The organism is Asticcacaulis taihuensis (assembly GCF_900100255.1).
Lineage (GTDB): Bacteria > Pseudomonadota > Alphaproteobacteria > Caulobacterales > Caulobacteraceae > Asticcacaulis > Asticcacaulis taihuensis.
The window spans coordinates 278,142-304,102 of the sequence record NZ_FMTS01000003.1; the positions used below are offsets into that span (position 1 = coordinate 278,142).

Below are 25,961 nucleotides of genomic sequence, written 5' to 3' on the forward strand. Positions count from 1 at the left end.
TTAAACCCCGGAAGAGCGATCTTCCGGGGTTTTTGTTTATTCGTCGGTGCTGGTGTATCTGGCGAACAGCGGCAGAATATCCGCCTTGGGCTTGCGCGCCGCCAGGCTGTCATGCAGATCATTGAGAATTTTTACGCAGTCCTTGTTCGTTTCCTTGGTCACGAGGGTCAGAGCTTTATCGACGATTGTCTGCGCGGCCCCATAGTCTCCCTTGCGAAGATCCAGTTCGGCTTCGTACATGTCGTAGCTGCCACCGGAATAGTCCTGTGCCAGCAGTAAGGCATTCATTGTATTTTCGTTCGGATAATCCGGCTTGTCCGCGAAGGCCCGTGCATAAAAATACAGGGTAGGCGCCGACGACGGATTCAACTGGTAAGCCTTGCCGAGTTCGCGCCGGGCACTGGCATAGTTTTGAGTGCGCTTCTCTTCCGGGCCATGTTCGGCGAGTGCGATATACAGCCGTCCCAGAAGAAACTGCGCGTCTATGTCTTTTGGATTGGCCGCCAGTCTCTGCGTTAGATATGGCAGGGCCGCCTCCGGATCGCCAAAACGGACTTCGGCTCGCGCCAGGGCCATCTGTGACAGGCTGTCATCGGGAAACTGCGGCGCTACCTTGTGCATGGTGGAAAGAAGCCTGAGGCCGTCGTCCTTTTTCGGGCAGGTTTGCAGCGCTGCATCGATGAGCGGGACATTGTAATTGTAATTTGGCAGGTCGCTTATAGTGACGGCCGCATCGCTCAGGGAACTGACCTTGTATTTCTGGTAGGTAACACCTGACTTGACATAGGTCTTTAGAATGTCGCCGTAGCTTTCGGGTTCAATCGCAATGGTTTTATTGTAGGCTTCAAGCGAATCCATCCCGCTTTCGACCAGACGCAGATAGGCCACCAGCTTTTCACGACGTGTCGGGTCGCTCATCAGGTACGATACCATCACCCAGTTCTGGAGCGCCACCATATCCGCCTTACCTGGCGGAACGGCCTTGCCGGCAATGCGGTCGGCGTAGGGCGTGAAGTTCTTCCTGTACGTCAGGTCATCCGTGCCGAAGGCCGTGAACGACATGGCGATATTAGGAGGCGGCTTGCCAATGAATATTTCTCCGTCCTTGAAGACGGCGGTCATGAAGTACCAGTTCAAGCCGCTCCTGACCCACGACGGCAGCTTGGCGAAACGCTCATGCAGAACGTGGTCATTATAGGCAAAGAACATATAGGCCAGGTTGAGGTCTATATCCGGATCGAGCAGGCCCTGGCCATACAGGTTGTTGTTGCTCTGGGCGTCGGCTGTGGAGAAATACTGGGTGCCTTCGGTGCAATAGAGGGAAGGCGTAAAGGCATGACCATCGAGATCCGGCCGCACAACTCGAAATTCCGATATGTCGTTGAAATAATTCAATCGTGTTTTCTGATAGGCCGGCAAAACCGAGTCGCTCATCTGATCATAGAAGGCGCCGGTGACCAGATAAAAATTTTCGAGCTTGCTGGCATAGGCGCGCGTATCCTTGACGCTCGCATCACTGTAGATGATGAAATGCTCGGATTCGGCGATACCCCATCCAACCGCCTGAGCGCCTGAAGCCGATAAAGACGCTGCAACAGCCAGCGCCGCGCTAAACAATTTAATAAATTTCATGATCATCCCCCGATTTTATCCGACGATAGGATAAAAACCGGGGGTTGAAAAGGGAGGGCTTAAGCTTCTATCAGACCCTGACCGGCCAGGGCCGTCTTCAGTTCGCCGGACTGGAACATTTCGCGTACGATATCGGCGCCGCCGATAAATTCCCCCTTGATGTAGAGCTGCGGTATGGTCGGCCAGTCGGAATAGACCTTGATGCCTTCGCGCAGGTCGTTGTCCTGGAGTACGTCGACCCCGATATACTGTGCGCCCAGATGATCGAGCACCTGCACGACGAGCGAGGAGAAGCCGCAACGCGGCTGGTCGGGCGTGCCCTTCATGAACAGGACAATGTCGTGCCCCTTGATGGTGGTGTCGATGAAGGTATTGACGTCTGACTCTGCGCTCACGGTACGCTCTCCTGAAATGACTAGATGGCATATAGGCGAAGCGTACCTGCAAATAAAGAGCCGCGAGCGAAATTAACCGCCCGCCAGTTTATGGGCACGTTCGTTGAAGCGGGCCATCTCTATCTGGGCCGGCACCGAGGAGGGCAGGTGGCGTTCCGGCACCTCGGCCAGGGCTTCCAGGTGTTCGGGGCTCTCTGCATCGATCAGGATGCACGACATGCTGGGCTGGGAAAGCGCGTACCCCAGGCATAGTTCTTCCGGTGTCCAGTCGGGCGTCTGGTGCAGGAAGGCATGGGTGCCGGCGCCAGCCAGCGGGTTCTTCGCCTTGCCGCCGAAAAAGCCGCGGCGGGCTTCCTTTGGCACGACGTCAGATGCCTTGCGATAGGTGGCCGGGTAGAAATCGGTGGCGATGACGTTCATGTCGCGTACCACGGCGTCATCGATTTTGCGGCGCTTGTCCCAGCTTGAATCGATGTCGAAACTGGTCTGGATAACACTGTAGAGCCCGGAAGCGATCAATTCCGACAGATCGTCCGTCTCTCCCATCCCGCCCAGAAAGCGCAGCATTTTCGACTTTTGCAGGCTGTAGAGGAAGTTCAGGCTGTCATCTGGCAGGCGGCCGGCACCCGGCTGGCCAAAATAGAGCAGGTCGAGCCATTGCAGGCCAGAGTCCTTTATGGCGCCGCGCAGACGTTCCTTCAGGGGCGCCAGGGCATAGGCAACCGGATCGCTCGTTTGGAAGGGCTCATGCGCATTTGCCGAAATGAACAGCAATTTGCGATCAACCACGGAAAAGGCGTCGGCGGCGACCCGCAGAAAGGCCGGATCTAGACTGTCGAAATGGTAAGTATTGATGCCGTTTTCCAGCGCTGTGATGATCAGCTTCTGCATCAGGACCGTGTTACGGTCCAGAAGTTCGGATTTCAGCCGCAGGCCAATGGTGGAAAGCGCCAGTCCGGAACGGCCGAAGGGACGGTAACGCATGGCTACGGTCTCCTGTCCGCGGGCCGGACCGCGGGCATCGTCATGGTCATGTCAGGCCGCCCCTGGTTAGCCGGTTGCAGATATACGCTGAAAACAACAGGATTCGTGTCGTTTCAGACTAGGCCGCAAACCGGTTAAGAGAGATTTAAGCCTGTTATTGAAATCGTGCTCTGGTCACGATCTCACACACAAAAAAGGCCGCCCAGCTTTGAGCGGGGCGGTCTTCTATCGGGCGGGTGGATCGTTTAGGCCTTGCCGGCCATATAGTTCGGCAGCCAGTCTTCGTGGGCCTTGCGCAGGGCCTCGATGCCTAAGGATAGACCCGTATAGCTGAGGTCGGTGCCGCCGGCGACACCGATAACGGCGGCATGGACATCGGCCTCTGCCGCCTGGGCGATGACGAGGTGGGCTGAGGCTTCATCGACGGCGATCAGGTAGCGTGCCTGGTCTTCGGCGAAACCGAAGACATGATCGGCCAGTTCGGTCGGGTTCTTCAGTTGCAGGCCAACCTTTGATGCCAGAACGACATCGACCGCCGCCGACAGTAGCCCGCCATCGGAGAGGTCGTGGACGCCCTTGGCGACGCCGGACTTTATCAGGCGGCGCACCAGGGTGCCGTTGTTCTTTTCGCAAGCCAGGTCGACCTTTGGCGGCGCACCCGCCTCGATGCCGAAGACTTCACGCAGATAGAGCGACGAGCCCATTTCGCCTTTGGTTTCACCGATCAGAATGATGACCTGGCCCGGCTGGACCTTGTTGAAGCCGACGCGCTGGTCGTAGTCCTTGATCAGGCCGACCGCGCCGACAGTCGGCGTGGGCGGGATCGAGACGCCGTTGGTCTCGTTGTACAGCGAGACGTTGCCGGAAACGACCGGGAAGGACAGTTCGCGGCAGGCTTCGGCCATGCCGTCGATGGCGCGGACGATCTGGCCCATGGTCTCGGGCTTTTCCGGGCTGCCGAAATTGAGGTTGTCGGTGATGGCGATCGGCTCGGCGCCGACGGCGGTCAGGTTGCGCCAGGCCTCGGCCACGGCCTGCTTGCCGCCTTCATAGGGGTTGGCCTGGACATAGCGCGGAGTGCAGTCCGAGGTGACGGCCAGGGCCTTCTTCGTGCCGTGGACGCGGACCATGCCGGCGTCGTGGCCGGTCGATGAGTCAGCCAGGGTATCGGCCATGACGTGACGGTCATACTGTTCCCACAGCCAGCGCTTGGACGCTTCATCCGGGCAGGAAATGATCTTGAGCAGGGCATCGTTCAGATCATGCGTCACGGGCACGTCGGCTTCGGTCAGTTCCGGTTCCTGCGCCGGCTCTACCCACGGACGGTCATAGAGCGGCGCATCGTCGGAGAGAGGGGCCAGGGGCAGGTCGCAGACGACCTCGCCCTTGTGCTTCAGCACGATATGGCCGGAGGTGTTGGTCTCGCCGATCACGGCGGCATCGAGACCCCACTTCTTGAAGATGCGGTAGCCGTCTTCCTCGCGGCCGGGTTTCAGGATGGCCAGCATCCGCTCCTGCGATTCCGAGAGCATCATTTCGTAGGCCGTCATGTTGGTTTCGCGCTGCGGCACCTTGTCGAGGTCGAGCGTGATGCCGAGGCCGCCCTTGCCGGCCATTTCCACGGAACTGGAAGTGAGGCCGGCGGCGCCCATGTCCTGGATGGCAGCGACTGCGCCGGAGGCCATCAATTCGAGCGTGGCTTCGATCAACAGCTTTTCGGCGAAGGGATCGCCGACCTGAACGGTCGGGCGCTTTTCTTCCGAATCCTCGGAAAATTCGACGGAGGCCATGGTGGCGCCATGGATGCCGTCGCGGCCGGTCTTCGAGCCGAAGTAAACGACCGGCAGGCCGGGCTCAGGCGCGGCGGAATAGAAGATCTTGTCGGCATCGGCCAGGCCGACGCACATGGCGTTGACCAGGATGTTGCCGTTATAGCCGGCGTGGAAATTGGTCTCGCCGGCCACGGTCGGCACGCCGACGCAGTTGCCATAGCCGCCGATGCCGGACACAACGCCTTCGACGAGGCGGCGGGTCTTGGGGTGGCCGGGCTCGCCGAAGCGCAGGGCGTTCAGCAGGGCCACCGGGCGGGCGCCCATGGTGAAGACGTCGCGCATGATGCCGCCCACGCCGGTCGCCGCGCCCTGGTAGGGCTCGATGAAGGACGGGTGGTTATGCGATTCCATCTTGAAGATACATGCCTGGTCGTCATCGATATCGATGACGCCGGCATTTTCGCCAGGGCCGCAGATGACGCGCGGGCCGGTCACCGGGAACTTCCGCAGATGCAGGCGCGAGGACTTGTAGGAGCAGTGCTCCGACCACATAACCGAGTAGACGCCCAGTTCGACGTCGTTCGGTTCACGGCCGAGACGATCCAGGATGACCTGATATTCGTCTGCCTTGAGGCCATATTCGAGGGCCTTTTCGGCCATGGTTTTTGCGGGGGCGGGGGCTGCTGTGCTCATGGCTGCGCATATAGGGGATTCAGAGGCGGATGTCAGCCGAAATCCTATTGGAATATGACAAAGCATGAAGCATTTAGAAAGCGCAGGGTTTTAGGGACAGCACATGAAGGAAAATTACGTATTTCATATTCTGACTGAATACCTGAACCTCTTAGCGCCAGAGGTTGATGTCAAAATTTCAGAGAAAAGTGCCGTGCCAATCAAGGCCGTTTCGGGTGATGCGAAATTCGCAAAAATAAAAAAAATCAGCGAACAACTTCAAAGGGAAAATAAGTATCTGTTTTTCAGTTGGGGGCAGAGGCGGCATTACACCAAGGACGAAATCCAAAACGCCAAGCTTTTCCATCTTATTCCCAGGGCGCGGGTAGCCCCTGAAGGAGATCGATGTGGCACGGTTTACGATGAAACTTATGCCTGTCCACATTGCGGGGCAGGCGCATGCATTGACGGAGACTTGTATTTAAGTCTTACCCGGCTGCCGAAAACCTCTGATATTGCCATGAGTATATCGGGCGAAATTATTGTAAGTCAGCGTCTTGTTGACGTGTTCACAAGTGCGGGCATCTCGGATGCAATATTCAAGCCTTTGCATAGGAAAAAACGCAAAGACACAGACTTTTGCGGTTGGTCCGAGTGGCAAATGTCGTCGTCTGAGGTCGATATTGCGCCGCAAACCTTGGTTGGCGACAAAATATTTGGGTTGAAAGCGGATGACGAGAAATACGTGTGCCCTTTAGGGGATACAATTGGTCTGAACCTATTGTCTGAACTCTCGGTATTCGCTGCCTCATATTGCGGGAAGGATGTGGGCCAAACTCGACAATATATTGGAAGGCGCAGCGGAGTAATTCATCCGCAAAGGCAGATACTGGTATCTCCCAGAGTTCGGAACATATTCGTCAGCCACGGTTTGAAAGGTGCAGACTTCGAGGTTGTTCATCTCGTATGACGAGGCGGTTTAGAGGAGCTGCCGCATTGCGCTGGAATAGTCATTTGCGTAACGAAAAACGTATCCGGGGCGCGGAATTGCCAAAAGCCCTGCGCAGGCGTAGGTTTCACGTCGGTTAGTCAGCGTACGGGTAAGCGACGGCCGGTCAAATCGTCGCGTACAGTTTTCCAGCGAAGGAAAGCCCGCCATGATGAAACGCTATGTGATCGAACGCGATATCCCCGGTGTCGGCAAGCTGGACGGTGAAGGGCTGCAAGCCGCCGCCTGCACCTCCAATGATGCTCTGGCCAAGCTGGGCGGCAGGGTGCAGTGGGTCGAGTCCTTCGTGGCCGACGACAAGACCTTCTGCATCTATCTTGCAGAGAGCCCGGAAGCCGTACAGGAACACGCCCGCATAAGCGGTTTTCCGGCGAATAAGGTGACCGAAATCCACAGCCGCATCGATCCGATGACGGCTGTGGGATAGGACTCTGACGACTTAAGCCGTCTGGAGGGCGTTGACCAGGCTCTGGAACAGCGGTGCGCCGTCGGCGGAACCCAGCGCGTCTTCGAAGGCGCGGTCGGGGTGCGGCATCATGCCCAGCACATTGCCTTGCTTGTTGATGATGCCGGCGATGTCATTGACAGACCCGTTGGGGTTTTCAACGTAGCGGAAGACGACCTGGTTGTTGTCTTCGATGTCCTTCAGCACGTCCGGCTCGGCGAAGAAGTTGCCGTCGCCATTGCCCTGGGTCATCCACACCGTCTGGGCATTGCCATAGGCATTGGTGAAGCGGGTGTTGCGGTTTTCGATCTTCAGTTCGATCGGCTTGCAGACATATTTCAGGGCGGCATTGCGCAGCAGGGCGCCCGGCAGCATCCCGGCTTCGCACAGAATCTGGAAGCCATTGCAGATGCCCAGAACCGACACGCCGCGCTCGGCCTCGGCCTTGACCGCCTGCATGACCGGCGACAGCGAGGCCATGGCGCCGCAGCGCAGGTAATCGCCGTAGGAGAAGCCGCCGGGAATGACGATCAGGTCGAGGCCGGAGGGCAGGGTGCTCTCTTCATGCCACACCATGTCGACCTTGCCGTTGACGGTCGTCTCAACGGCGGTCTTGCAGTCGCGGTCGCAGTTGGAACCGGGGAATACGAGAACCGCTGCCTTGAGTGCCATGTTACGCGACCTCAACCTTGTAGGATTCGATGACCGTATTTGCCAGGAGCTTTTCGCACATGGCCTTTAGCTCACCCTTGGCGGCTTCGGCATCCGCGCCATCCATGTCGAACTCAAGCAGCTTGCCGACGCGAACGTTGGAAACGCCGCCCCAGCCAAGACCATGCAGGGCGCCTTCGACGGCCTTGCCTTGGACATCGAGCACGCCGGGCTTCAGATACACATGAACCTTGGCTTTCATTACTGCACTCCGCCTTCAATCACTTTTGGCATGTCGCCCATGATGCCGAGACGCTTGGCGACCTCGGTATAGCTCTCGATCACATTGCCCATGTCGCGGCGGAAGCGGTCCTTGTCGAGCTTCTCGCCCGAGGTCGAATCCCACAGGCGGCACGAATCCGGGCTGACTTCGTCGGCCAGGATGACGCGTGAGAAGTCGCCTTCGAACAGGCGGCCATATTCGATCTTGAAATCGACGAGGGTGATGCCGACCGCGGCGAACATGCCCGACAGGAAGTCGTTGACGCGCAGGGTGGTGGCCAGGATGTCGTCGATTTCCTGGGTATTGGCCCAGTTGAACGCCGTGATGTGCTCCTCGGTGACCAGCGGGTCATTGAGCGCGTCGTTCTTGTAGTAGAATTCGATGATCGAGCGCGGCAGTTGCTGGCCTTCCGGCAGGCCGAAGCGCTTGGCCATCGAGCCCGCCACCACATTGCGGCAGACGACTTCCAGCGGCACGATCTCGACTTCGCGGATCAGTTGCTCGCGCAGGTTCAGGCGCTTGATAAAGTGGTTCTGGACGCCGATATTGGTCAGCTTGGTCATCACAAATTCGCTGATGCGATTATTGATGACGCCCTTGCCTTCGAGCTGGGCCTTCTTTTCGCCGTTGAAGGCGGTGGCGTCGTCCTTGAAATACTGGACGAGCGTGCCGGGCTCGGGGCCTTCATACAGGATCTTGGCCTTGCCTTCGTAGATTTTCTTGCGGTTTTTGGTGGTCATCTTGTGTTCCAGTCGGAATGTCCAAAACGGCGGTCGCGCCGGGAAGGCGGGGCCTTGCGAGGCGTTTCGGGAGACAGCTCGAAGGCGGGAATATCGGGCGGCATCCTAAAGGACGCGCTTTCGCGCCGCAAATAAACAAAAATGTCCGTTCTGTATAGGGCGGACACGGACATTTCGTGTCTTTTTTAACCGGTCCGGTCTGCCTGCGGCTAAGAATCTGGTGGTTATCTGTCAGATGTAGTTGCGTCAGCACGAAAGGGGAACTAGAACCGGTTATACCTGAAAGGTTTTCTACTCTATGCCGATGTCCGATACCCAGCCTGCCGAATCCAACGAACCCCCGCTACAGGGGAGTGAGGCTTTTGAATTTCAGGCCGCTGCGGCCCGCAACCGCATGATGGCCCTGTGGGGCGCCGAAAAGATGGGCCTGACCGGCAAGACGGCGGAAAACTATGCCGCCGCCGTGGTCCGCGCCAATGGCGAGCAACCCTCGGAAGAAGACGTGATTCGCAAGGTTCTGGGTGACCTGACGGCCTCCAATATTGCCGTGCGTGAAGCCGAAGTCCGCACCAAGGCGGCGGAATTCCTGGCCCAGGCCAGAGAAGCGTTGAAAAGCTGATCATTTAGAAGGCGATGATTATGAAAAAGGTTGTTACAGCGTTCATGATCATCGGTTTTGCTGCTTTGACGGCTTGCGCCACGGTTGAACCGTCGCCGGGTCTCGATACCCAGCCGATTGGCGCGCCGCCACCCCCGCCGCCGCTGGATACCCAGCCGGTCGACGCACCGCCGCCGCCGCCACCAACAGGCGGGAACTGATTAGCCGAACCTTCCGGTAATTGAGAAACGTGGGCCGCCGGCATAGGGGGCGACGCTGGCAATGGAACGCGGCTGATCGCCGGCACAGAGCGACAGATCGTTGAAGCGCGGCATGATCCCGCCTTCGATATCGCCCGATGGCGAATGGAACAGCATCTGGCCGCCCCAGTCCGAACGCCAGCCCTGGGTGAAGTTCCATTCAAAGCACAGGCGGGCTGAGTTATCGGTATGCTGAGTGAAGAAATCGCCATTGCGGTAGCAGACGGCGTCGAGCGAGGCCAGTTCGAGCCCTGACAGGCCGGTAAGCCGGCCGCAGAAGGCCGCGAAGGCTTCCGATTTCAGCAGATTAGCAAATGGCGCCAGAGCGATGGTGTCGGCTTCGATCAGGTCGAGGCCGAGGCGCAGGTAGGAGAGGCCGGTCTGGGCGCGTTCGGCGGCATCCTGCAAACGGGTCTGGATGATTTCCGGCGACAGGGTTTCCAGTTCGGCACGCGACAGGATGGCCGGCTTGCCGTCTTTGGTGACGATCTGGAGATCCCAGGGCGTCTGCTGTTCGAGTGCGTGGTGGACGCGCTGGGCGTGGTCTTCGGGCAAAGCCCCTTCAAGACGAATACGGCCCTTGCCGGTGAAGCGGCTTTCATAACCTTTGATATCGTACTGATCGGTGAGCAGGGTGGGCATGGGATGATCTCGCGTGGGTGGTCCCCTCCGTCTCGACGCGGCCTTCGGCCTTGCGCGACACCTCCCCCGTACGCTGCGCTACAGGGGAGGAGGGGGGGGATTTCTCCTCCCTTGCAAGCCCTTGGGCGAAGCGGGGGAGGTGGCGCGGCGCAGTCCGCGACGGAGGGGGCCTCTTTAAGCTTACCCAAACACGCGGGCGAAAATCGTATCGACGTGTTTGGTGTGGTAATCGAGATTGAAGAACGGCTCCAGTTGCGAGCGGGTGAAGAACTTCGACACGTCTTCATCGGCGGCCAGGAAATCGAGGAAATTGCCTTCGCCGCGCCACACCTTCATGGCGTTGCGCTGGACGGCCGCGTAACTATCCTCGCGCGACATGCCCTTCTGGGTCATGGCCAGCATGACGCGCTGGCTGTGCACTAGGCCGCCGAGACGGTCGATATTCTTCTGCATGTTTTCCGGATAGATCAGCAGGTTATCGACCACATTGGCCAGGCGGCGCAGGGCGAAATCGAGGTGGATGGTGGCATCCGGCGCGATGCCGCGCTCGACGGAAGAGTGCGAGATATCGCGTTCGTGCCACAGGGCGACGTTTTCCATGGCCGGCACCACGGCCGAGCGGACGAGACGGGCGAGGCCGGTCAGGTTTTCGGTCAGGACCGGGTTGCGTTTGTGCGGCATGGCCGACGAGCCCTTCTGGCCAGCGGAGAAGAATTCCTCGACTTCCAGGACTTCGGTGCGTTGCAGGTGGCGGATCTCGGTGGCCAGGCGCTCGACCGACGAGGCGACAACACCTAGGGCGGCGAAGAAGGCGGCGTGGCGGTCGCGCGGGATGACCTGGGTCGAGACTGGCTCGATTTCCAGACCCATCTTTTCGGCGACGTAGGCTTCGACTTCCGGCGAGACATTGGCGAAGGTGCCGACGGCGCCGGAGATGGCGCAGGTCGAGATTTCCTCACGGGCCACCACAAGGCGCTTACGGGCGCGGGTAAATTCGGCATAATAGCCGGCCAGCTTGAGGCCGAAGGTTACCGGCTCGGCGTGGATGCCGTGCGAGCGGCCGACAGTGGGGGTCAGCTTGTGCTCCATCGCGCGTTTTTTCAGCGCGGCCAGGACGAAATCGACATCCTCGATCAGCAGGTCAGCCGACTTTTGCAACTGCACTGCAAAGCAGGTGTCGAGCACGTCCGACGAGGTCATGCCCTGGTGCAGGAAGCGCGCTTCCGGGCCGACGATTTCCGATACGTGAGTAAGAAACGCGATGACGTCGTGCTTCACGGTGCGCTCGATCTCGTCGATGCGGTCGGCATCGAACTGCGCGTCCTTGCCCTTGGCCCAAAGAGTTTCGGCGGCCTCTGTCGGGATGACGCCGAGTTCGGCCATCTTGGTGGCGGCGTGGGCTTCGATCTCGAACCAGATCTTGTACTTCATCGCCGCATCCCAGATGGCGGCGGCTTCCTTGCGGGCATAACGGGAGATCATGGGCGATACCTTTGGGCTTGAAACGATGGTCTTGAATTATTGTGGGGTGGCAATGGGAATATGGGGCGGCAATGTCAAGCCCAAAAGCATCCGCAGGGCATAAACAGCAGGCGTCTGATACGCCAGCCAAACACGGTTAATTTACGCGTTGCGGGTGTGCGGACTTGGCGCAGGGGTTTATAAAGGGTTAATTTTCGGGCTGATTGCGAATCTGAGAAACTTGAGGGTGCTGCTGTGCGTAAGCTTTTTCTGAAAACGGGTGTGGCCTGTCTGGTGGTGGCCGGCATCGGTATGGCCATGCCGGTCATGGCGCATACGCACAAGCCGGCGCATAAGCCGACCGTTAGCCCGGTATCGAAACAGTTCGACCAGGCGTCGCGCGTCACGGCTGAGCGGACCGTCACGGTCATCCAGACCGGCACCAGCGCCGCGGAGCCGGCGCAAGGCGATATCGGACAGATCATCACCATGAGCGAAGCGGTGCCGGTGGCCTGCCCCAGCGGCCCGGTCGGCTCGCCCGAATGGGAGCAGGTGCCGGAAGAACTGCGCAAGCACGCCATTCCCGGCCAGTGTTTCTCGCGGCTGCTGATGCCGCCGAAGACCGAACGCTATGTCGAGCATGTCATGGTGTCGCCGGAGCGTGTGGAGACCCGCCGCATCCCGGAGGTTGTCGATATGGTCGATGAAGACGTCATGGTCCGGCCCGAACGCGTCGAGCGCCGCCTGATCCCGGCCGTCACCCATGTCGAGACAGTGACCGAGGTCGTGCGTCCGGCCAGCTTCCGCGAGGAACGCATTCCGGCGCAATACGAGATGCGTACCGAACATGTGATGGTGCGGGATGCGCGCCGCGAATGGGTGCGCACCGATGGCATCCCGACCGATGCCCCGATGGTGACCGCCGGCGATCATCAGCCGGTTGATTATCGCGCCGATGGCAGCCTGAGTTGGCCGGGCAAATATGCGGAAGGCACGCCGGAAGACGCCTATTACGAGCGCGATCCCTCGATCTGGTGTCTGAAAGTGGTGCCGGGCGTCTATGAAGATCGCAGCTACCGCGTTGAGGTCGCGCCGGCCAGCGTGCGCCGCATCGAGATTCCGGCCGAGACGCGCCAGGTGCGCCGGACGGTGATCGACCGGCCGGAGCGCTATGAGCAGGTGGTCATTCCGGCTGTGATGGAACAGCGCCGCATCCGCAAGGTGATGCAGGAAGCGCGTACCGAAACCTATACCGTTCCGGCCGTTTATGATGACGTGACGCGCGAACGCGTCGTCGGGGCGCCGCAGTCGGTGTGGCGTGAGGTGATCTGTGGCAAGAACACTTCGCAAGCCAAGATCATGGAGGTCCAGCGCGCCCTGGCCGCCAAGGGCTACAACCCCGGCCCGATCGATGGCCAGTTGGGCCGCCAGACGGTCAGCGCCATGCAGAAGTTCCAGGCGGATAATGGTCTGCCGCAGGGCCAGCCTTCGGTGGAAGCCGTACAGATGCTGGGCGTGCCTTTGGTGCCGCTCAATCGAAATTAAATAATACAAAAAAGGGGCGAATGGCGCGTTTTGGGGTTCAAAACGCGCCATTTCCATGTCTAAGCTCTGAAAAAATCGGGAGCGGACATATGAATCGTCGGGAGTTATTCAAAAGCGCCAGCGCGCTGGCGGTGGTGGGTTTACTGCCTCAGGTCGCTATTGCAGGCACCAACGGGCCCGATGCCGCGGATAAGGGGCCGCGCGAAACCCTGTTGCTCGACAAGGGCTGGCGCTTTCACGATGGCGATATCGCCATGCCGGTACTGATTACCCACGACCAGACCTATAATGCCGCCAAGGCCGGACGTGCGCTTGGCGCCGCCAGTCCGGCCTATGACGACAGCGACTGGACGGAAGTCACCCTGCCGCACGATTTCGTCAGCTTCCAGCCGATCGAGAACGGCACCAATGTCGATCAGGGTTATCGCCGGCGCGGCATTGTCTGGTATCGCAATCACCTGAAGTTTTCCGACGCTGACCGTGGCAAGCATATCGAACTGCAACTCGACGGTATCGCCACCTTCGCCACTATCTGGTTCAACGGCACGCTCGTGGCGCGCAACTGGAGCGGCTATAATTCAACCTATATCGACCTGACCCCTTACGTCACCTATGGCGACAGTGACAATGCGCTGGTGGTCCGTGTCGACGCCACGGCGATGGAAGGCTGGTGGTATGAAGGCGGCGGCATCTACCGTGACGCCTGGATCGTCAAGCGCAACCCGGTCCATATCGTGACGGATGGCGTATTTGCGCATCCCGTGAAGGAGGGGGATGAGTGGAAAGTCCCGATTGAGGTGACGCTGAACAACAGTGGAACCAAGGACAAAACCGTTCAGATTGTCTGCACATTGTTGGATGCCGAAGAAAGAAAGATCTCGGAAGGTTTTATAGATTTAACTGTGCCGAAGCTTGGAAATGCCGTCGGCAAGGCATCCATGCCGGCCCTTTCCGATCCTGAACTCTGGTCAATTGAAACGCCTTATCTTTATAGAGTTTTGACGCGTGTCACTGAAGGCGCGGAAGTTTGGGACGAAGTCACCACAACCTGCGGCTTCCGTACCGAGCGCTTTGACGCCCAAACCGGTTTTTATCTCAATGACAAGCCGCTGAAGATAAAGGGCGTGTGCCTGCATCAGGACCATGCCGGGGTTGGTTGCGCGGTGCCGGAAGGCGTGCTCGATTTCCGCCTGCGCAAACTGAAAGAATTGGGCGCCAATGCCATCCGCTTCTCGCACAATGCCCAGAACAAGGCCCTGATGGACGCCTGCGACCGCCACGGCTTCCTGGTCATGGCCGAGAACCGCAATTTCAACGCCTCGACTGACTATCTCGAACAACTTGAATGGCTGGTGCGCCGGGATCGCAACCATCCCAGCGTTTTCCTGTGGTCGGTGTTCAATGAGGAACCGATGCAGGGCACCGAGCAGGGCTATGAAATGGTCCGCCGCATGAGCGCGGTGGTGAAAGCGCTCGATACATCGCGCCCCGTTACCGCCGCCATGAATGACGGCCTGTTCACCGCGCTCAATGTCTCCGATGCGGTTGATGTCGTCGGCATCAATTACCAGCAGCACCAGTATGATGCTTTCCATGCGGCGCACCCGGATATCCCCATGTTTTCATCGGAGGATACCTCGGCCTTCATGACGCGCGGCGAATATAAAACCGATGCTGTCAAGCACATCATGGCCAGCTATGATGATGACGCTGCGCCGTGGGGGGAGACGCATCGTGCCGCCTGGAAGGAAATTTCAGCGCGGCCATTCGTCGCCGGCACTTTTGTCTGGACCGGTTTCGATTATCACGGCGAACCGACCCCGCACACCTGGCCGACCAACAGTTCCTTCTTTGGCATTATGGACCTGTGCGGGTTTGAAAAGACCGCCTTTTACATCCATCAGGCGCAGTGGATCGATGACAGGCCGGTGCTGGGGCTGGTGCCGCACTGGAACTGGCAGAGTGGCGATAAGGTGCGGGTCATGGCCTGCGCCAATCTCGATGAGGTCGAGTTGTTCGTCAACGGCAAGTCGGCCGGCAAACAGGCGGTTGACCGGCTGAATATGAACTATTGGACGGTCGATTATGCGCCGGGCTTTATTGAGGTGCGCGGATATAGAGGCAGCAAGCTTGTCAGCAAGGTGCGTAATGAAACGACCGGCAAGGCCGTTGCCCTGCGGCTGGTAAAGGACCGCCCGACCCTCATCGGCGACGGCCGCGATGCCATGCCGATCCGTGTGGAAGCGATCGACGCCAAAGGGCGCGTGGTGCCTGACGCCAATCACAAGGTCACCTTCGGCGGGACGGCGGCGATCATTGGCCTTGGCAATGGTGATCCCAACTGCCTCGAAGCCGAGAAAGGTGATACACGGTCTCTGTTCAATGGCCTGGCACAGGTTATCATTCAGGCGCCGGAAATGGCGGGTAATGCGGCGGCCGTCATCAATCTCACGGCCAGGGCTGAAAGCTTGAAGCCGGCCAATATCGAAATTCGGCTCGACGCCCCCAAGGCCGCAACCCCGCGCCAGCCGACCATGTTACCGATGATGGTGCTCGATAGCTGGTTCCGTGCCCCGAATGCGACGGCGCATCCTGATCCTAATCAAAGGGCCGCCGATACCGATATGAACTCCTGGGCCTGGTTCCGGCCGGGTGAGCTTTTCGGTGCGGCAAAGACCGATGGATACAGCCTCGTGGCCGCAAATTACACGCCGTTCGCCAGTATTCAGAAAAATGGCGGCAGGGTCGTCTTCACCAGCATTACAGGCACCTGCGACATCTATCTCGATGGCCAGGCCATAGGCCGCAAGGATGATCCGGCGCCGTCAGCGATGACGGTTGCCATACCCCCATTCGGCGGTTCGCGCCGGTTGAGCGTCGTATTCAAACTCAAGGCGGGTGAACCGTTCGGCTTCGGAGGGTTGATCCGCATAGGCGGGCCAGAAAAGACGTAAAACGCATCGCATTTTGACGAATGCCTGCCTTACCCCTGAGGTGTAATACTTAGGGAGTGTAATGCATGTTCGATCTCAGCAGCCTTGATCCGTTCGCCGGATACTGGTCCGGGGAAAGCGTCGTCGGGCCCAATCCGTGGACGAAAAGCGGTCCGAACCTGGGGCGCTGGGGTTTCCGCTTCGATGATGCCCGCAAAAACCTGATTTTCGATTATGAACAAAGCGGGCCGGATGGCTCAGGGTTTGATGGCCACGGGGTTTTCTGCGCCGATCCGGATTCGGAAGACCTGTGCGGGTTCTGGTTCGATGACCGGGGCTTTCCGCCTTTCCATCCGTTACGCGGGCAGTGGAGCGATAACCGCCTGATTCTGCTCAATACCACGCCGCGCGGGCAGGGGCGATGGACGCTTCATATCGAAAATGGCGTGCTGAACTATCTGATCGAGGGGCGTCTGTCGGCCGAAGAGACCTATTCAGCGGTATTAAGTGGCCAGTATCATCTGACGTGATGGCGTGTGAAATGCTATATAATTCAGTATATTGCCGGTAATTTCGGTGCTGCCTTCATGTCCGGGGTGAATTTTTTGTGTCCTGTTTTGGGTGGTTTGGCTATCGCCAGCGCGTCAAATCCGGGCTAAAGTCTGCCTTGCCGGACCAGATTTGATGAGGACGACTGTGAGCACCAGATTATATGATACGGCCTGGGTCAGTGTTGAAGGCGTAGAGCAACCGCTTCAGGTCCAGAAGGACCGGCGCAATCCGGCGGCCTTTATCGTCGGCGATTATCTTTATGATATCGATGGCCGTCCGCTGCCTTCGCAAGGCGTCGTGCCGAAAATCCTAAACCTGCACAGCCTGCAATCGGCGCGGGAAGCCGGCCTGCGGATCAATCTCGATGTTGGTGCCGCCTATCCTGAACCGCGCGAGTTCCTGAGCTAAAAAGCACCTATCTGCTTCAGACTGGCCACGCCTTCGCGGCCGACGATCAGGTGATCATGAATAGTGATCTTGAGCGGCTTGCCGGCCGCCACAATCTGCTTGGTCATATCGATATCGCCCTGCGATGGCATAGGGTCGCCACTTGGGTGGTTATGGACCAAAATAACCGAACTCGATGACAACTCCAGCGCGCGGCGCATGATCTCGCGCGGATAGGCCGGCGCATGATCGACTGTGCCGTGGCCCATGATTTCATCGGCGATCAACTGGTTTTTCTTGTCGAGGAACAGGATGCGGAACTGTTCGCGCGGTTCGTGGGCGAGCGTCACCTTGAGGTAGGAGACCAGAGCCGACCAGGAGGAGATGACGGTGGTGCGCTTCAGCGGCTCGGCCACCATCCGGCGGGTGGCCTCGAACATCAGCGCCAGATCGAGCGCAATATCGGCGGTCATGCGCAGGGCCTTGCCCTTGTTATCCATCGCCGAGACTTGGAGCATGTCTTCCAGCGGTGCCGAAAGCGCGGCCGGCAATGAGCCGAAGCGCGCCAGAAGCGCCTTGGCCAGCGGCTTGACATCGCGCTGCGGGATTGAGCGGAAGAGGAACAGTTCCAGCAGTTCGTAATCGGGCAGAGCGGAGACGCCCCCCAGCCGCGCGCGATGGCGAAGACGGTTACGATGACCGCCATGATCGGGCAGGATCGGATCTGAATTCACATCAAAGGCAACTGAGGCTTCTTCCATCAGAGTTCCGCCTGAGCCAGTTTCAATAAGATGTCCGCTAGCTCAATAGCTTCCGCTTCTGAAAGTTCAGCAGGATCATTGTTCGCATTTTCAATTTTCAGATGAATGCCACCATCCAACCATACGGAGACTTCGCCACTTGATGTTGTGAAAACCTCTCTTTTCATTGTCCCCCCGACTTGATCTTTAACCCAGAACCGGCGCCGGTTTGAACTGACCGGTGGGCGAGGCGGTAAACAACTCCACGCCGTTTTCTGTTACGCCACAGGAATGCTCGCACTGAGCGGTCAGCATCTTGTCGCGCGTCACGGCGGTCCAGCCATCATTCAGCACCTTCACATCCGGGCGGCCGAGATTGATCATCGGCTCGACCGTGAAGAACATGCCTTTTTCGAGACGCGGGCCGGTGCCGGCCTTGCCGAAGTGCAGGACATTGGGATTGTCATGGAAGACGCGCCCGACGCCGTGGCCACAGAAATCGCGCACCACCGACATGCGATGGCTTTCGGCGTATTTCTGGATAGCCGCGGCGATATCGCCAAAGGTATTGCCTGGTTTGATCTGGGCCAGGCCCAGCGCCATGGCTTCGTAGGTCACATCGATCAGGCGTTTGGCCTTGGGCGCCACCTGGCCTACCTCATACATGCGCGAGGTGTCGCCGTGCCAGCCATCGACAATGCAGGTGACATCGATATTGGCGATGTCACCTTCGCGCAGGGTCTTTTCCGAGGGGATGCCGTGGCAGACCACATGGTTGGGCGAGATGCAGACCGTATGCTGGTAGCCGCGATAGAACAGGCAGGCCGACAGCCCGCCATGATCGGCAATGAACTCGCGCGCCAGGTCATCGAGATACGAGGTCTTCACCCCCGGCACCACATAGGGGATCAGTATGTCGAGGCATTCGGCGGCGACGCGGCCGGCCTTTCTCATGCCTTCAAAATCCTCGTCCGTATGGATGCGGATGGTTTCGGAGCGGAGCATATAGTCGGAATCTGTGGTCATGGCGGCAATATAGTCGTGTCGAAGCGCTAAATCCAGTAGAGGATGCGACAACTTACCCACGCTAAAATTTAACCGTTCGTTAACCGGCCTCTGGCGGGAGGACACGGATCAGCCTAAATGAGGCGTTACCACTGGGGAGTAAGGTGGGCGGGAGTGAATGATGTCTGATACGCGTATTCTGGTGTTCGGGAATGAAAAGGGCGGGGCGGGGAAGTCCACCGTGGCCATGCATGTGGCCGTGCATCTGCTGCATCTCGGCAAGCGCGTGGCTTTCATCGATCTCGACCTGCGCCAGCGCTCGCTTGCCCGCTTCTTCTCTAATCGTGCCAAGTGGGCGGCGGCCAATGAAAAGGCGTTGCCGATGGCCTTCGAGCCGCACCTGCATGACAAGCCGGCTTCTCTGCTGACCGTGCCGGAAGCCGAGGCGCGCCAGGCTTTTGACCGCGCGCTCGATGAAGCCATTGAGCAGGCCGATTACATCATCATCGATACGCCGGGCGGTGATCACGTCCTGTCGCGCCGGGCCCACGCCGTGGCGCACCTGATCATCACGCCCATGAATGACAGCTTTATCGATTTCGACCTGCTGGGCGAGGTTGATCCCGTGACGCTGGATGTCAAACGGCCGTCTATCTATGCTGAAACCGTGTGGAATTCGCGCAAGCAGCGCGCCGTGTGGGATGGCAAGTCGATCGACTGGATCGTGCTGCGCAATCGCCTGGCTGCCAATGAGGCGCGCAACCGCAAGCGGGTCGATGAGCGCGTGCAGGCCCTGGGCAAGCGCGTTGGGTTCGAGGTTCTAGCCGGGTTGCGTGACCGGGTCATTTATCGGGAACTGTTTCCGTTTGGCCTGACCGTGGCCGACCTGTCGGCGGAAATCCGTCCGGTAGCCGTATCGCTGACCCATATCGCCGCGCGGGCCGAACTGCGGGCATTGATGGGCTCTCTGGGTCTGGAGGCCGGCGAGGAGGTGCCGCATACCGCCGAAGACCTGGAAACGACGGACGCATGATCTGGGTTGCGGGCGCCATTGCGGTGTTTCTGTTCCTGGCCTGGGTCGGGAAGCAGTCGCGCCTGGGGCGCCTGAAAGCCGGGCCGTGGATAAACCAGTTTCGTACTCTGCGCAGCGTCATCAGCATGGGGCTGGTGGTGCTGGGTATCACAATGCTGTTGCGCGGCCTGGTCTGGCAGGGGCTGGCGGCGTTTCTGGTGTCGTTTATCCTGGGCGGCAGCGTGCGCTACCAGACCTATTTTCGCCAGTCGCAGGAACCGGCCGCCGCCAGCTATAGTTCCGAAGAGATCAGAGCTTACAATACGCTGGGCCTGGCCATTGGCGCGGATCGCAAGGCCATCAAGGAGGCATGGAAGCGGTTGATGAAAGCCGCGCATCCGGATCAGGGCGGGGATGTCAGCCGCGCCAGTGCTCTGAATGCGGCACGGGATGTGTTGTTGAAGCGGAGGCGATAAACTTACGGGGCGTGGGTTTGGCGCCAGCGAAACGCATGACGTTTCGCCAGCCATGGTGACCCCACAAACCTTGCCTTATTCAAAAGAAAAACCCGGCCCTTAAGGGCCGGGTTTTTCTTTTGAAAGAGAGAAGACTTGGGGCCGCAGGCCCCAAACCCCGTAAATTTACGCGTCCGGCTTGATCACCATGCAGTCCAGGTGCTTGGCCGAGATATCCTTGCAGGCGGCCGAAGCCTGCGCCTTGGTCAGGGTGACGAAGCGTGTGCGATACCAGCCATTGTCGTTCTTGCTGATGTCGGTGGTGCCGCTGGCCAGATGGCTGCTGAACTTCGTTTTCATCTTCTTCGCCCAGTCATTGGCCAGGCTCTTGTCCTTGAAGGCGCCGATCTGGATGGCATAGACGGCCGTCGGATCTTTCTTTTTCTTACCCTTAGCCGTCTTGTCGGCCTTGTCCGCCAGCTCAGCTTTCTTTGATTTGGAGGTCGGCTTGTCGGCCGCGGCCACCTTGGTCGCCGGCTTCTTCACCAGCGCGGCCGTGTTGGTGGCGGCGCTAAGGGTCTGAGCCACGTCCGGCGCCTTGATGGTCGCACTGGCGCGCTGAACATCGACATCAGACGCATTGGCCTGTTCGCTGCCCTCAAGCGTTTCGCGCAGTTGCGCGTCGCTGAGCGGCACGTTGCCGCCCACCATCTCGCCATTATCCGCCAGTATGGTGTAGGGTTGCGGACCTTCCGGCATCCGGGCCTCGGCGTCCATGGCGCGGGTGAATTCATTCTGCGCGATCTCGATCCGCTCACCGCGGTCACGGCGGGCAATGACGTCGAAGCCGGTATTCATCAGGGCTGTGACGTGTTCGCGGCGCTGGGTTTTGTTGGAGCCGCCCAGCATGACCGCGATCAGGCGGTGATTGTTGCGCACGCCGGAAGCCACCAGGTTGTAGCCGGCGGCATTGGTGAAGCCGGTCTTCATGCCGTCGATCCCCGGCATACTGCGCAGGGGGTTGTGGTTGACGTAGGTGCGGCCACGGAACTCCTGCGAGGGCAGGTTGAAATAGTCATAATACTGCGGATAGTCGCGCATCACGGCGCGCGCCAAAATCGCCAGGTCGCGGGCCGAGGAAATCTGGCGCGGATCGGGCAGGCCGTTGGCATTGACGAAACGCGTATGGGTCATGCCGAGTTCCTGCGCCTTGATCGTCATCATGGCGGCGAAGCGTTCCTCGGAGCCGCCGCCGATCTTTTCAGCCAGGGCCACGGCCAGGTCATTGGCCGAATAGAGGGCGATCAGACGCATGGCGGTATCGACATCGATGGTATCGCCCGGCCGGAGATAGACCTTCACCGGCGCCTGAGACGTGGCGTGGGCGCTCATGGTGATCTGGTCGGTCGGCTTCAGGGTGCCGTGCGCCAGGGCATCGAACGCCATGTAGAGGGTCATGATCTTGGTCAGCGAGGCGGGATAGCGGGCCGAGTCGGCGCGCTGGGCATAAAAAACCTCGCCGGACTGGGCATCGACGACGATAGCGGCATAACGGGCGTTATCGGTCAGGTCCTGGGCAGCGGCGGGCAAGGCTATCACGAAAACAGCCGAAGCCGTAAGAACAGCGGCTTTCAGCCTCTTGTTCCCGTTTGATAATGTCTCGCCAGCCCGTTTAAATATCCGCCCGATCCTACGCATCAAAAGCTATCCTCAACTCGTTACACACACGATTGCACATTCAGATTGCCGCCGGACGCCCAAATGAGAAACGTAAAAATAAGAAAACAATGTGTTCTCAATGTGAGCGCTATAACATCATAACGTCAGAGACTTAGTCTGTCGTGAATTTTCCTTAAGCAAACCTTAAGCTCACCGTAACGTGACTGTCAGCTTCGCATTTCGCGCTGGTTATGCGCCTTTCACCATGCGAGACAACCAACACGTTCATGAGTATGCCAAGAATCTCCCATATAGGGGGAATTATGTTGTTTCGCCGTTTGTAACATTTTTGTGCAGCGCAACATAAAGCTTGACCATATGCTGCACCTGCGTTATAGAAGCGTCATCCGGGCAGAAGGTCCGATGTCCAAGTTCAAGCGTTCAGGGATGTCGGGGATTGGCCCACGCATCATATGAAAAAAGGAGTTACCCATGTCGGAAGCTGCTGAAACCGTAAAAGCCACTGTCGAAAAGTTCACCACCGCCGGTAACCAGGCGTTCAAGGACACGGTCGAAAAGACCCTGGCCGGCATCAATGAAGCCAATGGCCTGGCCAAGGGCAATGTTGAAGCCGTCGTCGAAAGCCTGACCGCCGCTACCAAGGGCGCGGAAACGGTTGGCGCCCAGGCCATCGCCTTCTCCAAGAAGAACTGGGAAGAAGCCGTGACCGCCGCCAAGACGCTGCAAGGCGCCAAGAGCATCCAGGAAGTCATCGAGCTGCAATCGAAGTACGCCAAGTCCTCGATGGAAGCCTATGTCTCGGAACTGAACCAACTGACCGAAACCCTGTCGGCCTCGTTCAAGGACACCTTCAAGCCGATCAATGCGCGCATGACCGCCGCCGTCGAGAAGTTCCAGTCCTATCGCTAAATAAATCCGGCCTTCGGGTCTGATGATTTTTTAAAACCCCGTGCCATCAGGCGCGGGGTTTTTTCATTTGGCGGCGCCGCAAAAAATCCGCCTGCCGTTTTTAAATTTTGACTCTTAACAGGCGCTCAATTGGACTATCTTGTGCTGTGGTTCGTATTGCGGCTTGCAATCAGGCGACTCCGTCATATCTATTAGCGGAGAGTGCGCAAAGCACCGAAGGCACAGAACGTATTGAGATGAGACGGATTTTGACAGACCTACAGCAACAGGTGGTCATGGCGGCCGACAAGGGCACGGTGACTCGCCCCGGACAGACGCCCGGCCTGCTGATCGACACCAAGCCGAAGGCGCAAAAGCCCTCACTTTATCGTGTTTTGATCCTGAACGACGACTACACGCCAATGGAGTTTGTCGTTTACGTGCTTGAGCGATTCTTCAATAAATCGCGTGAGGATGCCACCCTGATCATGCTGCACGTCCATCAAACCGGAGTGGGGGTCTGCGGCGTATATACCTACGAGGTGGCGGAAACCAAGGTGGCGCAGGTCGTGGATATGGCCCGCCGACACCAACACCCGTTGCAGTGTACGATGGAGAAGGACTGACGGAGGGGGTTAAGGACGGCCGGGATTTTATCTGAGTTCTGAAGGGAGAATTCAGATCAGGTTCAGACTGAAGGGACCAGAATGAGCATGGTTAATTTTCTAAACCACGCGTTAAGAATTCGGGTCCAGAGTTTGAGTTGAGTAAAGCGTTTTCAAGTTTTATCGGAGGTCGTCATGCCGTCATTTTCCAGCGCATTAGAAGAGACCCTGCATCGCGCAGTCGGTCACGCCAATGCCCATCATCATGAATATGCGACGCTTGAGCACCTCCTGCTGGCCCTGATCGACGATGTCGATGCCGCGGCCGTCATGAGTGCCTGCAACGTCGATCTGCCCAAGCTGCGCACCGCGCTTGACGCCTATATCGAAACCGACCTGAAATCCCTGGTCGAGCCCAATTCGGAAGAGGCCAAGCCGACCGCCGGCTTCCAGCGCGTCATCCAGCGCGCGGTGATCCATGTCCAGTCGTCCGGCCGCGATGAAGTGACCGGCGCCAATGTGCTGGTCGCCATCTTCTCCGAGCGCGAATCGCACGCCGCCTTCTTCCTGCAGGAACAGGAAATGACGCGCTATGACGCGGTCAACTATATCGCGCACGGTATCGCCAAGAAGCCGGGCGCTTCCGAACCGCGCGTCGTGCGCGGCGCCACAGAAGACAATGCCGGCACGGAAGAGAAGGGCAAGGGCGGCTCCACGGATGCGCTCGCCGCTTACTGCGTCGATCTCAACGAAAAGTCGCGCCACGGCAAGGTCGATCCGTTGATCGGGCGTTCGGCCGAGGTCGAGCGCGCCATTCAGATACTGTGCCGCCGCACCAAGAACAACCCGCTGCTGGTCGGCGATCCGGGCGTCGGCAAGACGGCCATCGCCGAAGGGCTGGCCAAGAAGATTGTCGATGGCGAAGTGCCGGACGTTCTGGCCGGCGCCACCATCTACAGCCTGGACATGGGCACGCTTCTGGCCGGCACCCGTTATCGCGGTGATTTCGAAGAGCGCGTCAAGCAGGTCGTCAAGGAACTGGAAGCGCACCCCAATGCCGTCCTGTTCATCGATGAAATCCACACCGTTATCGGCGCCGGCGCTACCTCAGGCGGGGCGATGGATGCCTCGAACCTGCTGAAGCCGGCGCTTGCGGCCGGCACCCTGCGCTGCATGGGCTCGACCACTTACAAGGAATACCGCCAGCACTTCGAGAAGGACCGCGCCCTGGTGCGTCGCTTCCAGAAGATCGATGTCAACGAGCCGACGCTCGACGACACCATCAAGATTCTGAAAGGTCTCAAGCCCTACTATGAGACCTTCCACCATCTGAAATATACCGACGCCGCCATCAAGACGGCGGTGGAACTGTCGGCGCGCTACATCACCGACCGCAAGCTGCCGGACAAGGCGATCGACGTGATCGATGAAGCCGGCGCGCTCCAGATGGTTCTGCCGGAAAACAAGCGCCGCAAGGTGATCGGTCCGAAGGAAATCGAATATGTGGTCTCCAAGATCGCCCGCATCCCGTCGAAGTCCGTCTCGCGTGACGACACCACGGCCCTGCGTGACCTGAAGGCCGATCTCAACCGCACTGTTTTCGGTCAGGACGAGGCCATCGAGCAACTGTCCACGGCCGTCAAGATGGCCCGCGCCGGTCTGCGCGATCCGCAAAAGCCGGTGGGGTGCTACCTGTTCTCCGGCCCGACCGGCGTCGGCAAGACTGAAGTGGCCAAGCAATTGGCCGCCACCATGGGCGTCGAGCTCCTGCGGTTCGACATGTCGGAATATATGGAGCGTCACACCGTCTCGCGTCTGATCGGCGCCCCTCCGGGCTATGTCGGCCACGACCAGGGTGGCCTCCTGACCGATGCCGTCGATCAGCAGCCGCATTCGGTGGTCCTGCTTGATGAAATCGAGAAGGCGCACCCGGATATCTACAACATCCTGCTCCAGGTCATGGACCATGGCCAGTTGACGGACGCGGTCGGCAAGAAGGTCGATTTCCGCAATGTCATCCTTATCATGACCACCAATGCCGGCGCGTCGGATAACCAGAAGAACTCGATCGGTTTCGGCCGTGAGAAGGTTTCAGGTGAAGACGAGCAGGCCATCAAGCGCCTGTTCACGCCGGAATTCCGCAACCGTCTTGATGCCATCGTCACCTTCAAGCAACTGAAGCCGGACGTGATTTCGCAGGTGGTCCAGAAGTTCATCCTGCAACTGGAAATGCAACTGGCCGACCGCCACATCTCGATCGAACTGACCGACGAGGCCGCCGCCTGGCTGGCCGAAAACGGCTACGACGAACTGTATGGCGCCCGTCCGCTGGCCCGCGTCATTCAGGAAAACATCAAGAAGCCGCTGGCCGACGAAATCCTCTTCGGCAAGCTGGTCAAGGGTGGTCATATCCTGGTGAAACTGGCCGATGGCAAGATCGCCTTCGATATCACGCCGTCGCAAAAAGGCGCCGACAAACCGGGGGCGAAAGCCGAGATAGTTGAGTAAGGGCAGGCAGGGGCACAGCCCCTGCACCCGGATCGTTGACGGCGTGTGTTGATGCGCTGGCGGCTAAATAACCAAAGCCCTTCGGTGCAAACCGGAGGGCTTTTTCT

26 protein-coding genes are annotated in these 25,961 nt (G+C 58.9%); 13 read left to right on the top strand and 13 right to left on the bottom strand.

The window, feature by feature from the left end; all coding sequences use genetic code 11:
• Positions 1-36: 36 nt before the first annotated feature.
• The 4 genes from BLO49_RS10225 to purL all read right to left on the bottom strand — a co-directional run bounded on the left by BLO49_RS10225 (position 37) and on the right by purL (position 5,476).
• A complete protein-coding gene (locus BLO49_RS10225; protein ID WP_170828292.1) occupies positions 37-1,632 on the bottom strand; it encodes a tetratricopeptide repeat protein in 1,596 nt (531 codons plus the stop codon).
• 59 nt (positions 1,633-1,691) lie between these two features.
• Positions 1,692-2,027, bottom strand: coding sequence for a Grx4 family monothiol glutaredoxin (gene grxD, locus BLO49_RS10230; protein WP_090647923.1), 336 nt, complete (start codon positions 2,025-2,027; stop codon positions 1,692-1,694).
• A gap of 72 nt (positions 2,028-2,099) precedes the next feature.
• Positions 2,100-3,011, bottom strand: coding sequence for an aldo-keto reductase family protein (locus BLO49_RS10235; protein ID WP_090647926.1), 912 nt, complete (start codon positions 3,009-3,011; stop codon positions 2,100-2,102).
• A gap of 245 nt (positions 3,012-3,256) precedes the next feature.
• Positions 3,257-5,476, bottom strand: a complete 2,220-nt coding sequence (gene purL / locus BLO49_RS10240; protein WP_090647928.1) for a phosphoribosylformylglycinamidine synthase subunit PurL — start codon at positions 5,474-5,476, stop codon at positions 3,257-3,259.
• Positions 5,477-5,579: 103 nt separating this feature from the next.
• On the opposite strand from purL, the gene BLO49_RS10245 reads away from it, so the two are divergent.
• Both BLO49_RS10245 and BLO49_RS10250 read left to right on the top strand, forming a co-directional pair.
• A complete protein-coding gene (locus BLO49_RS10245) occupies positions 5,580-6,425 on the top strand; it encodes a hypothetical protein (protein ID WP_090647931.1) in 846 nt (281 codons plus the stop codon).
• 187 nt (positions 6,426-6,612) lie between these two features.
• Positions 6,613-6,891 (top strand): DUF4242 domain-containing protein, encoded by a 279-nt coding sequence (locus BLO49_RS10250; protein WP_245678975.1) that lies wholly within the window; start codon positions 6,613-6,615, stop codon positions 6,889-6,891.
• 12 nt (positions 6,892-6,903) lie between these two features.
• Here the strand turns inward: BLO49_RS10250 and purQ are convergent, their stop codons facing one another.
• The 3 genes from purQ to purC are packed head-to-tail and all read right to left on the bottom strand — an operon-like array spanning position 6,904 to position 8,583.
• Positions 6,904-7,581: a phosphoribosylformylglycinamidine synthase subunit PurQ gene (gene purQ, locus BLO49_RS10255; RefSeq protein WP_090647932.1), complete on the bottom strand. Its 678-nt coding sequence runs from the start codon at positions 7,579-7,581 to the stop codon at positions 6,904-6,906.
• Position 7,582: 1 nt separating this feature from the next.
• Entirely contained in the window at positions 7,583-7,822 is a 240-nt protein-coding gene (gene purS, locus BLO49_RS10260) for a phosphoribosylformylglycinamidine synthase subunit PurS (protein WP_090647935.1), read from the bottom strand.
• Positions 7,822-8,583, bottom strand: a complete 762-nt coding sequence (purC, locus tag BLO49_RS10265) for a phosphoribosylaminoimidazolesuccinocarboxamide synthase (RefSeq protein ID WP_090647937.1) — start codon at positions 8,581-8,583, stop codon at positions 7,822-7,824. The genes purS and purC overlap by 1 nt, the downstream gene beginning before the upstream one ends.
• Before the next feature lie 298 nt (positions 8,584-8,881).
• Between purC and BLO49_RS10270 the strand changes: the two genes are divergently transcribed.
• Together BLO49_RS10270 and BLO49_RS10275 are read left to right on the top strand one after the other, a co-directional pair.
• Positions 8,882-9,202, top strand: coding sequence for a DUF1476 domain-containing protein (locus BLO49_RS10270; protein WP_090647940.1), 321 nt, complete (start codon positions 8,882-8,884; stop codon positions 9,200-9,202).
• 20 nt (positions 9,203-9,222) lie between these two features.
• On the top strand, positions 9,223-9,402 hold the full coding sequence (locus BLO49_RS10275) for a hypothetical protein (protein ID WP_139159665.1): 180 nt from the start codon (positions 9,223-9,225) through the stop codon (positions 9,400-9,402).
• On the opposite strand, the gene BLO49_RS10280 is transcribed toward BLO49_RS10275, so the two are convergent.
• Both BLO49_RS10280 and purB read right to left on the bottom strand, forming a co-directional pair.
• Positions 9,403-10,083, bottom strand: a complete 681-nt coding sequence (locus BLO49_RS10280; RefSeq protein WP_090647945.1) for a 2OG-Fe(II) oxygenase family protein — start codon at positions 10,081-10,083, stop codon at positions 9,403-9,405.
• Between the two features lie 180 nt (positions 10,084-10,263).
• Entirely contained in the window at positions 10,264-11,565 is a 1,302-nt protein-coding gene (gene purB, locus BLO49_RS10285; RefSeq protein ID WP_090647948.1) for an adenylosuccinate lyase, read from the bottom strand.
• 234 nt (positions 11,566-11,799) lie between these two features.
• Between purB and BLO49_RS10290 the strand changes: the two genes are divergently transcribed.
• The 4 genes from BLO49_RS10290 (at position 11,800) to BLO49_RS10305 (ending at position 16,982) form a co-directional block, all read left to right on the top strand.
• The gene (locus tag BLO49_RS10290; RefSeq protein ID WP_090647951.1) at positions 11,800-13,089 is read left to right on the top strand and encodes a peptidoglycan-binding domain-containing protein; all 1,290 of its coding nucleotides are present in this window, start codon (positions 11,800-11,802) and stop codon (positions 13,087-13,089) included.
• Between the two features lie 89 nt (positions 13,090-13,178).
• Positions 13,179-16,043 carry a beta-galactosidase GalA gene (gene galA, locus BLO49_RS10295; RefSeq protein WP_090647953.1) on the top strand — a complete coding sequence of 955 codons (2,865 nt, stop codon included), beginning with the start codon at positions 13,179-13,181 and terminating at the stop codon, positions 16,041-16,043.
• 65 nt (positions 16,044-16,108) lie between these two features.
• Positions 16,109-16,552 (top strand): hypothetical protein, encoded by a 444-nt coding sequence (locus tag BLO49_RS10300; protein WP_090647956.1) that lies wholly within the window; start codon positions 16,109-16,111, stop codon positions 16,550-16,552.
• Between the two features lie 166 nt (positions 16,553-16,718).
• Positions 16,719-16,982 carry a hypothetical protein gene (locus tag BLO49_RS10305; protein ID WP_090647958.1) on the top strand — a complete coding sequence of 88 codons (264 nt, stop codon included), beginning with the start codon at positions 16,719-16,721 and terminating at the stop codon, positions 16,980-16,982.
• On the opposite strand, the gene radC is transcribed toward BLO49_RS10305, so the two are convergent.
• Genes radC through map form a run of 3 tightly spaced genes read right to left on the bottom strand, consistent with a single transcriptional unit; the run spans position 16,979 to position 18,727 of the window.
• Entirely contained in the window at positions 16,979-17,722 is a 744-nt protein-coding gene (gene radC / locus BLO49_RS10310; RefSeq protein WP_090647961.1) for a RadC family protein, read from the bottom strand. The two genes, BLO49_RS10305 and radC, sit on opposite strands and share 4 nt — an antisense overlap.
• Positions 17,722-17,889: a hypothetical protein gene (locus tag BLO49_RS18415; protein ID WP_170828293.1), complete on the bottom strand. Its 168-nt coding sequence runs from the start codon at positions 17,887-17,889 to the stop codon at positions 17,722-17,724. Before BLO49_RS18415 ends, radC begins: the two co-directional genes overlap by 1 nt.
• A 19-nt stretch (positions 17,890-17,908) precedes the next feature.
• Positions 17,909-18,727, bottom strand: a complete 819-nt coding sequence (map, locus tag BLO49_RS10315) for a type I methionyl aminopeptidase (RefSeq protein WP_090647964.1) — start codon at positions 18,725-18,727, stop codon at positions 17,909-17,911.
• A 160-nt stretch (positions 18,728-18,887) separates the two neighbouring features.
• Here map and BLO49_RS10320 point away from each other — a divergent pair, with 160 nt between their 5' ends.
• Positions 18,888-19,739 (top strand): division plane positioning ATPase MipZ, encoded by an 852-nt coding sequence (locus tag BLO49_RS10320; RefSeq protein WP_090648311.1) that lies wholly within the window; start codon positions 18,888-18,890, stop codon positions 19,737-19,739.
• Complete coding sequence (locus BLO49_RS10325; protein WP_090647966.1) at positions 19,736-20,194, top strand: J domain-containing protein; 459 nt, start codon at positions 19,736-19,738, stop codon at positions 20,192-20,194. The genes BLO49_RS10320 and BLO49_RS10325 overlap by 4 nt, the downstream gene beginning before the upstream one ends.
• A 165-nt stretch (positions 20,195-20,359) precedes the next feature.
• Here the strand turns inward: BLO49_RS10325 and BLO49_RS10330 are convergent, their stop codons facing one another.
• Complete coding sequence (locus BLO49_RS10330) at positions 20,360-21,772, bottom strand: SPOR domain-containing protein (protein ID WP_245678976.1); 1,413 nt, start codon at positions 21,770-21,772, stop codon at positions 20,360-20,362.
• Positions 21,773-22,324: 552 nt separating this feature from the next.
• Between BLO49_RS10330 and BLO49_RS10335 the strand changes: the two genes are divergently transcribed.
• From BLO49_RS10335 to clpA, 3 genes are all read left to right on the top strand, one after another.
• Complete coding sequence (locus tag BLO49_RS10335) at positions 22,325-22,762, top strand: phasin family protein (protein WP_090647971.1); 438 nt, start codon at positions 22,325-22,327, stop codon at positions 22,760-22,762.
• Positions 22,763-23,037: 275 nt separating this feature from the next.
• Positions 23,038-23,367, top strand: coding sequence for an ATP-dependent Clp protease adapter ClpS (gene clpS, locus BLO49_RS10340; RefSeq protein WP_090648314.1), 330 nt, complete (start codon positions 23,038-23,040; stop codon positions 23,365-23,367).
• A gap of 174 nt (positions 23,368-23,541) precedes the next feature.
• On the top strand, positions 23,542-25,854 hold the full coding sequence (gene clpA / locus BLO49_RS10345; RefSeq protein ID WP_090647974.1) for an ATP-dependent Clp protease ATP-binding subunit ClpA: 2,313 nt from the start codon (positions 23,542-23,544) through the stop codon (positions 25,852-25,854).
• Positions 25,855-25,961: the final 107 nt, after the last annotated feature.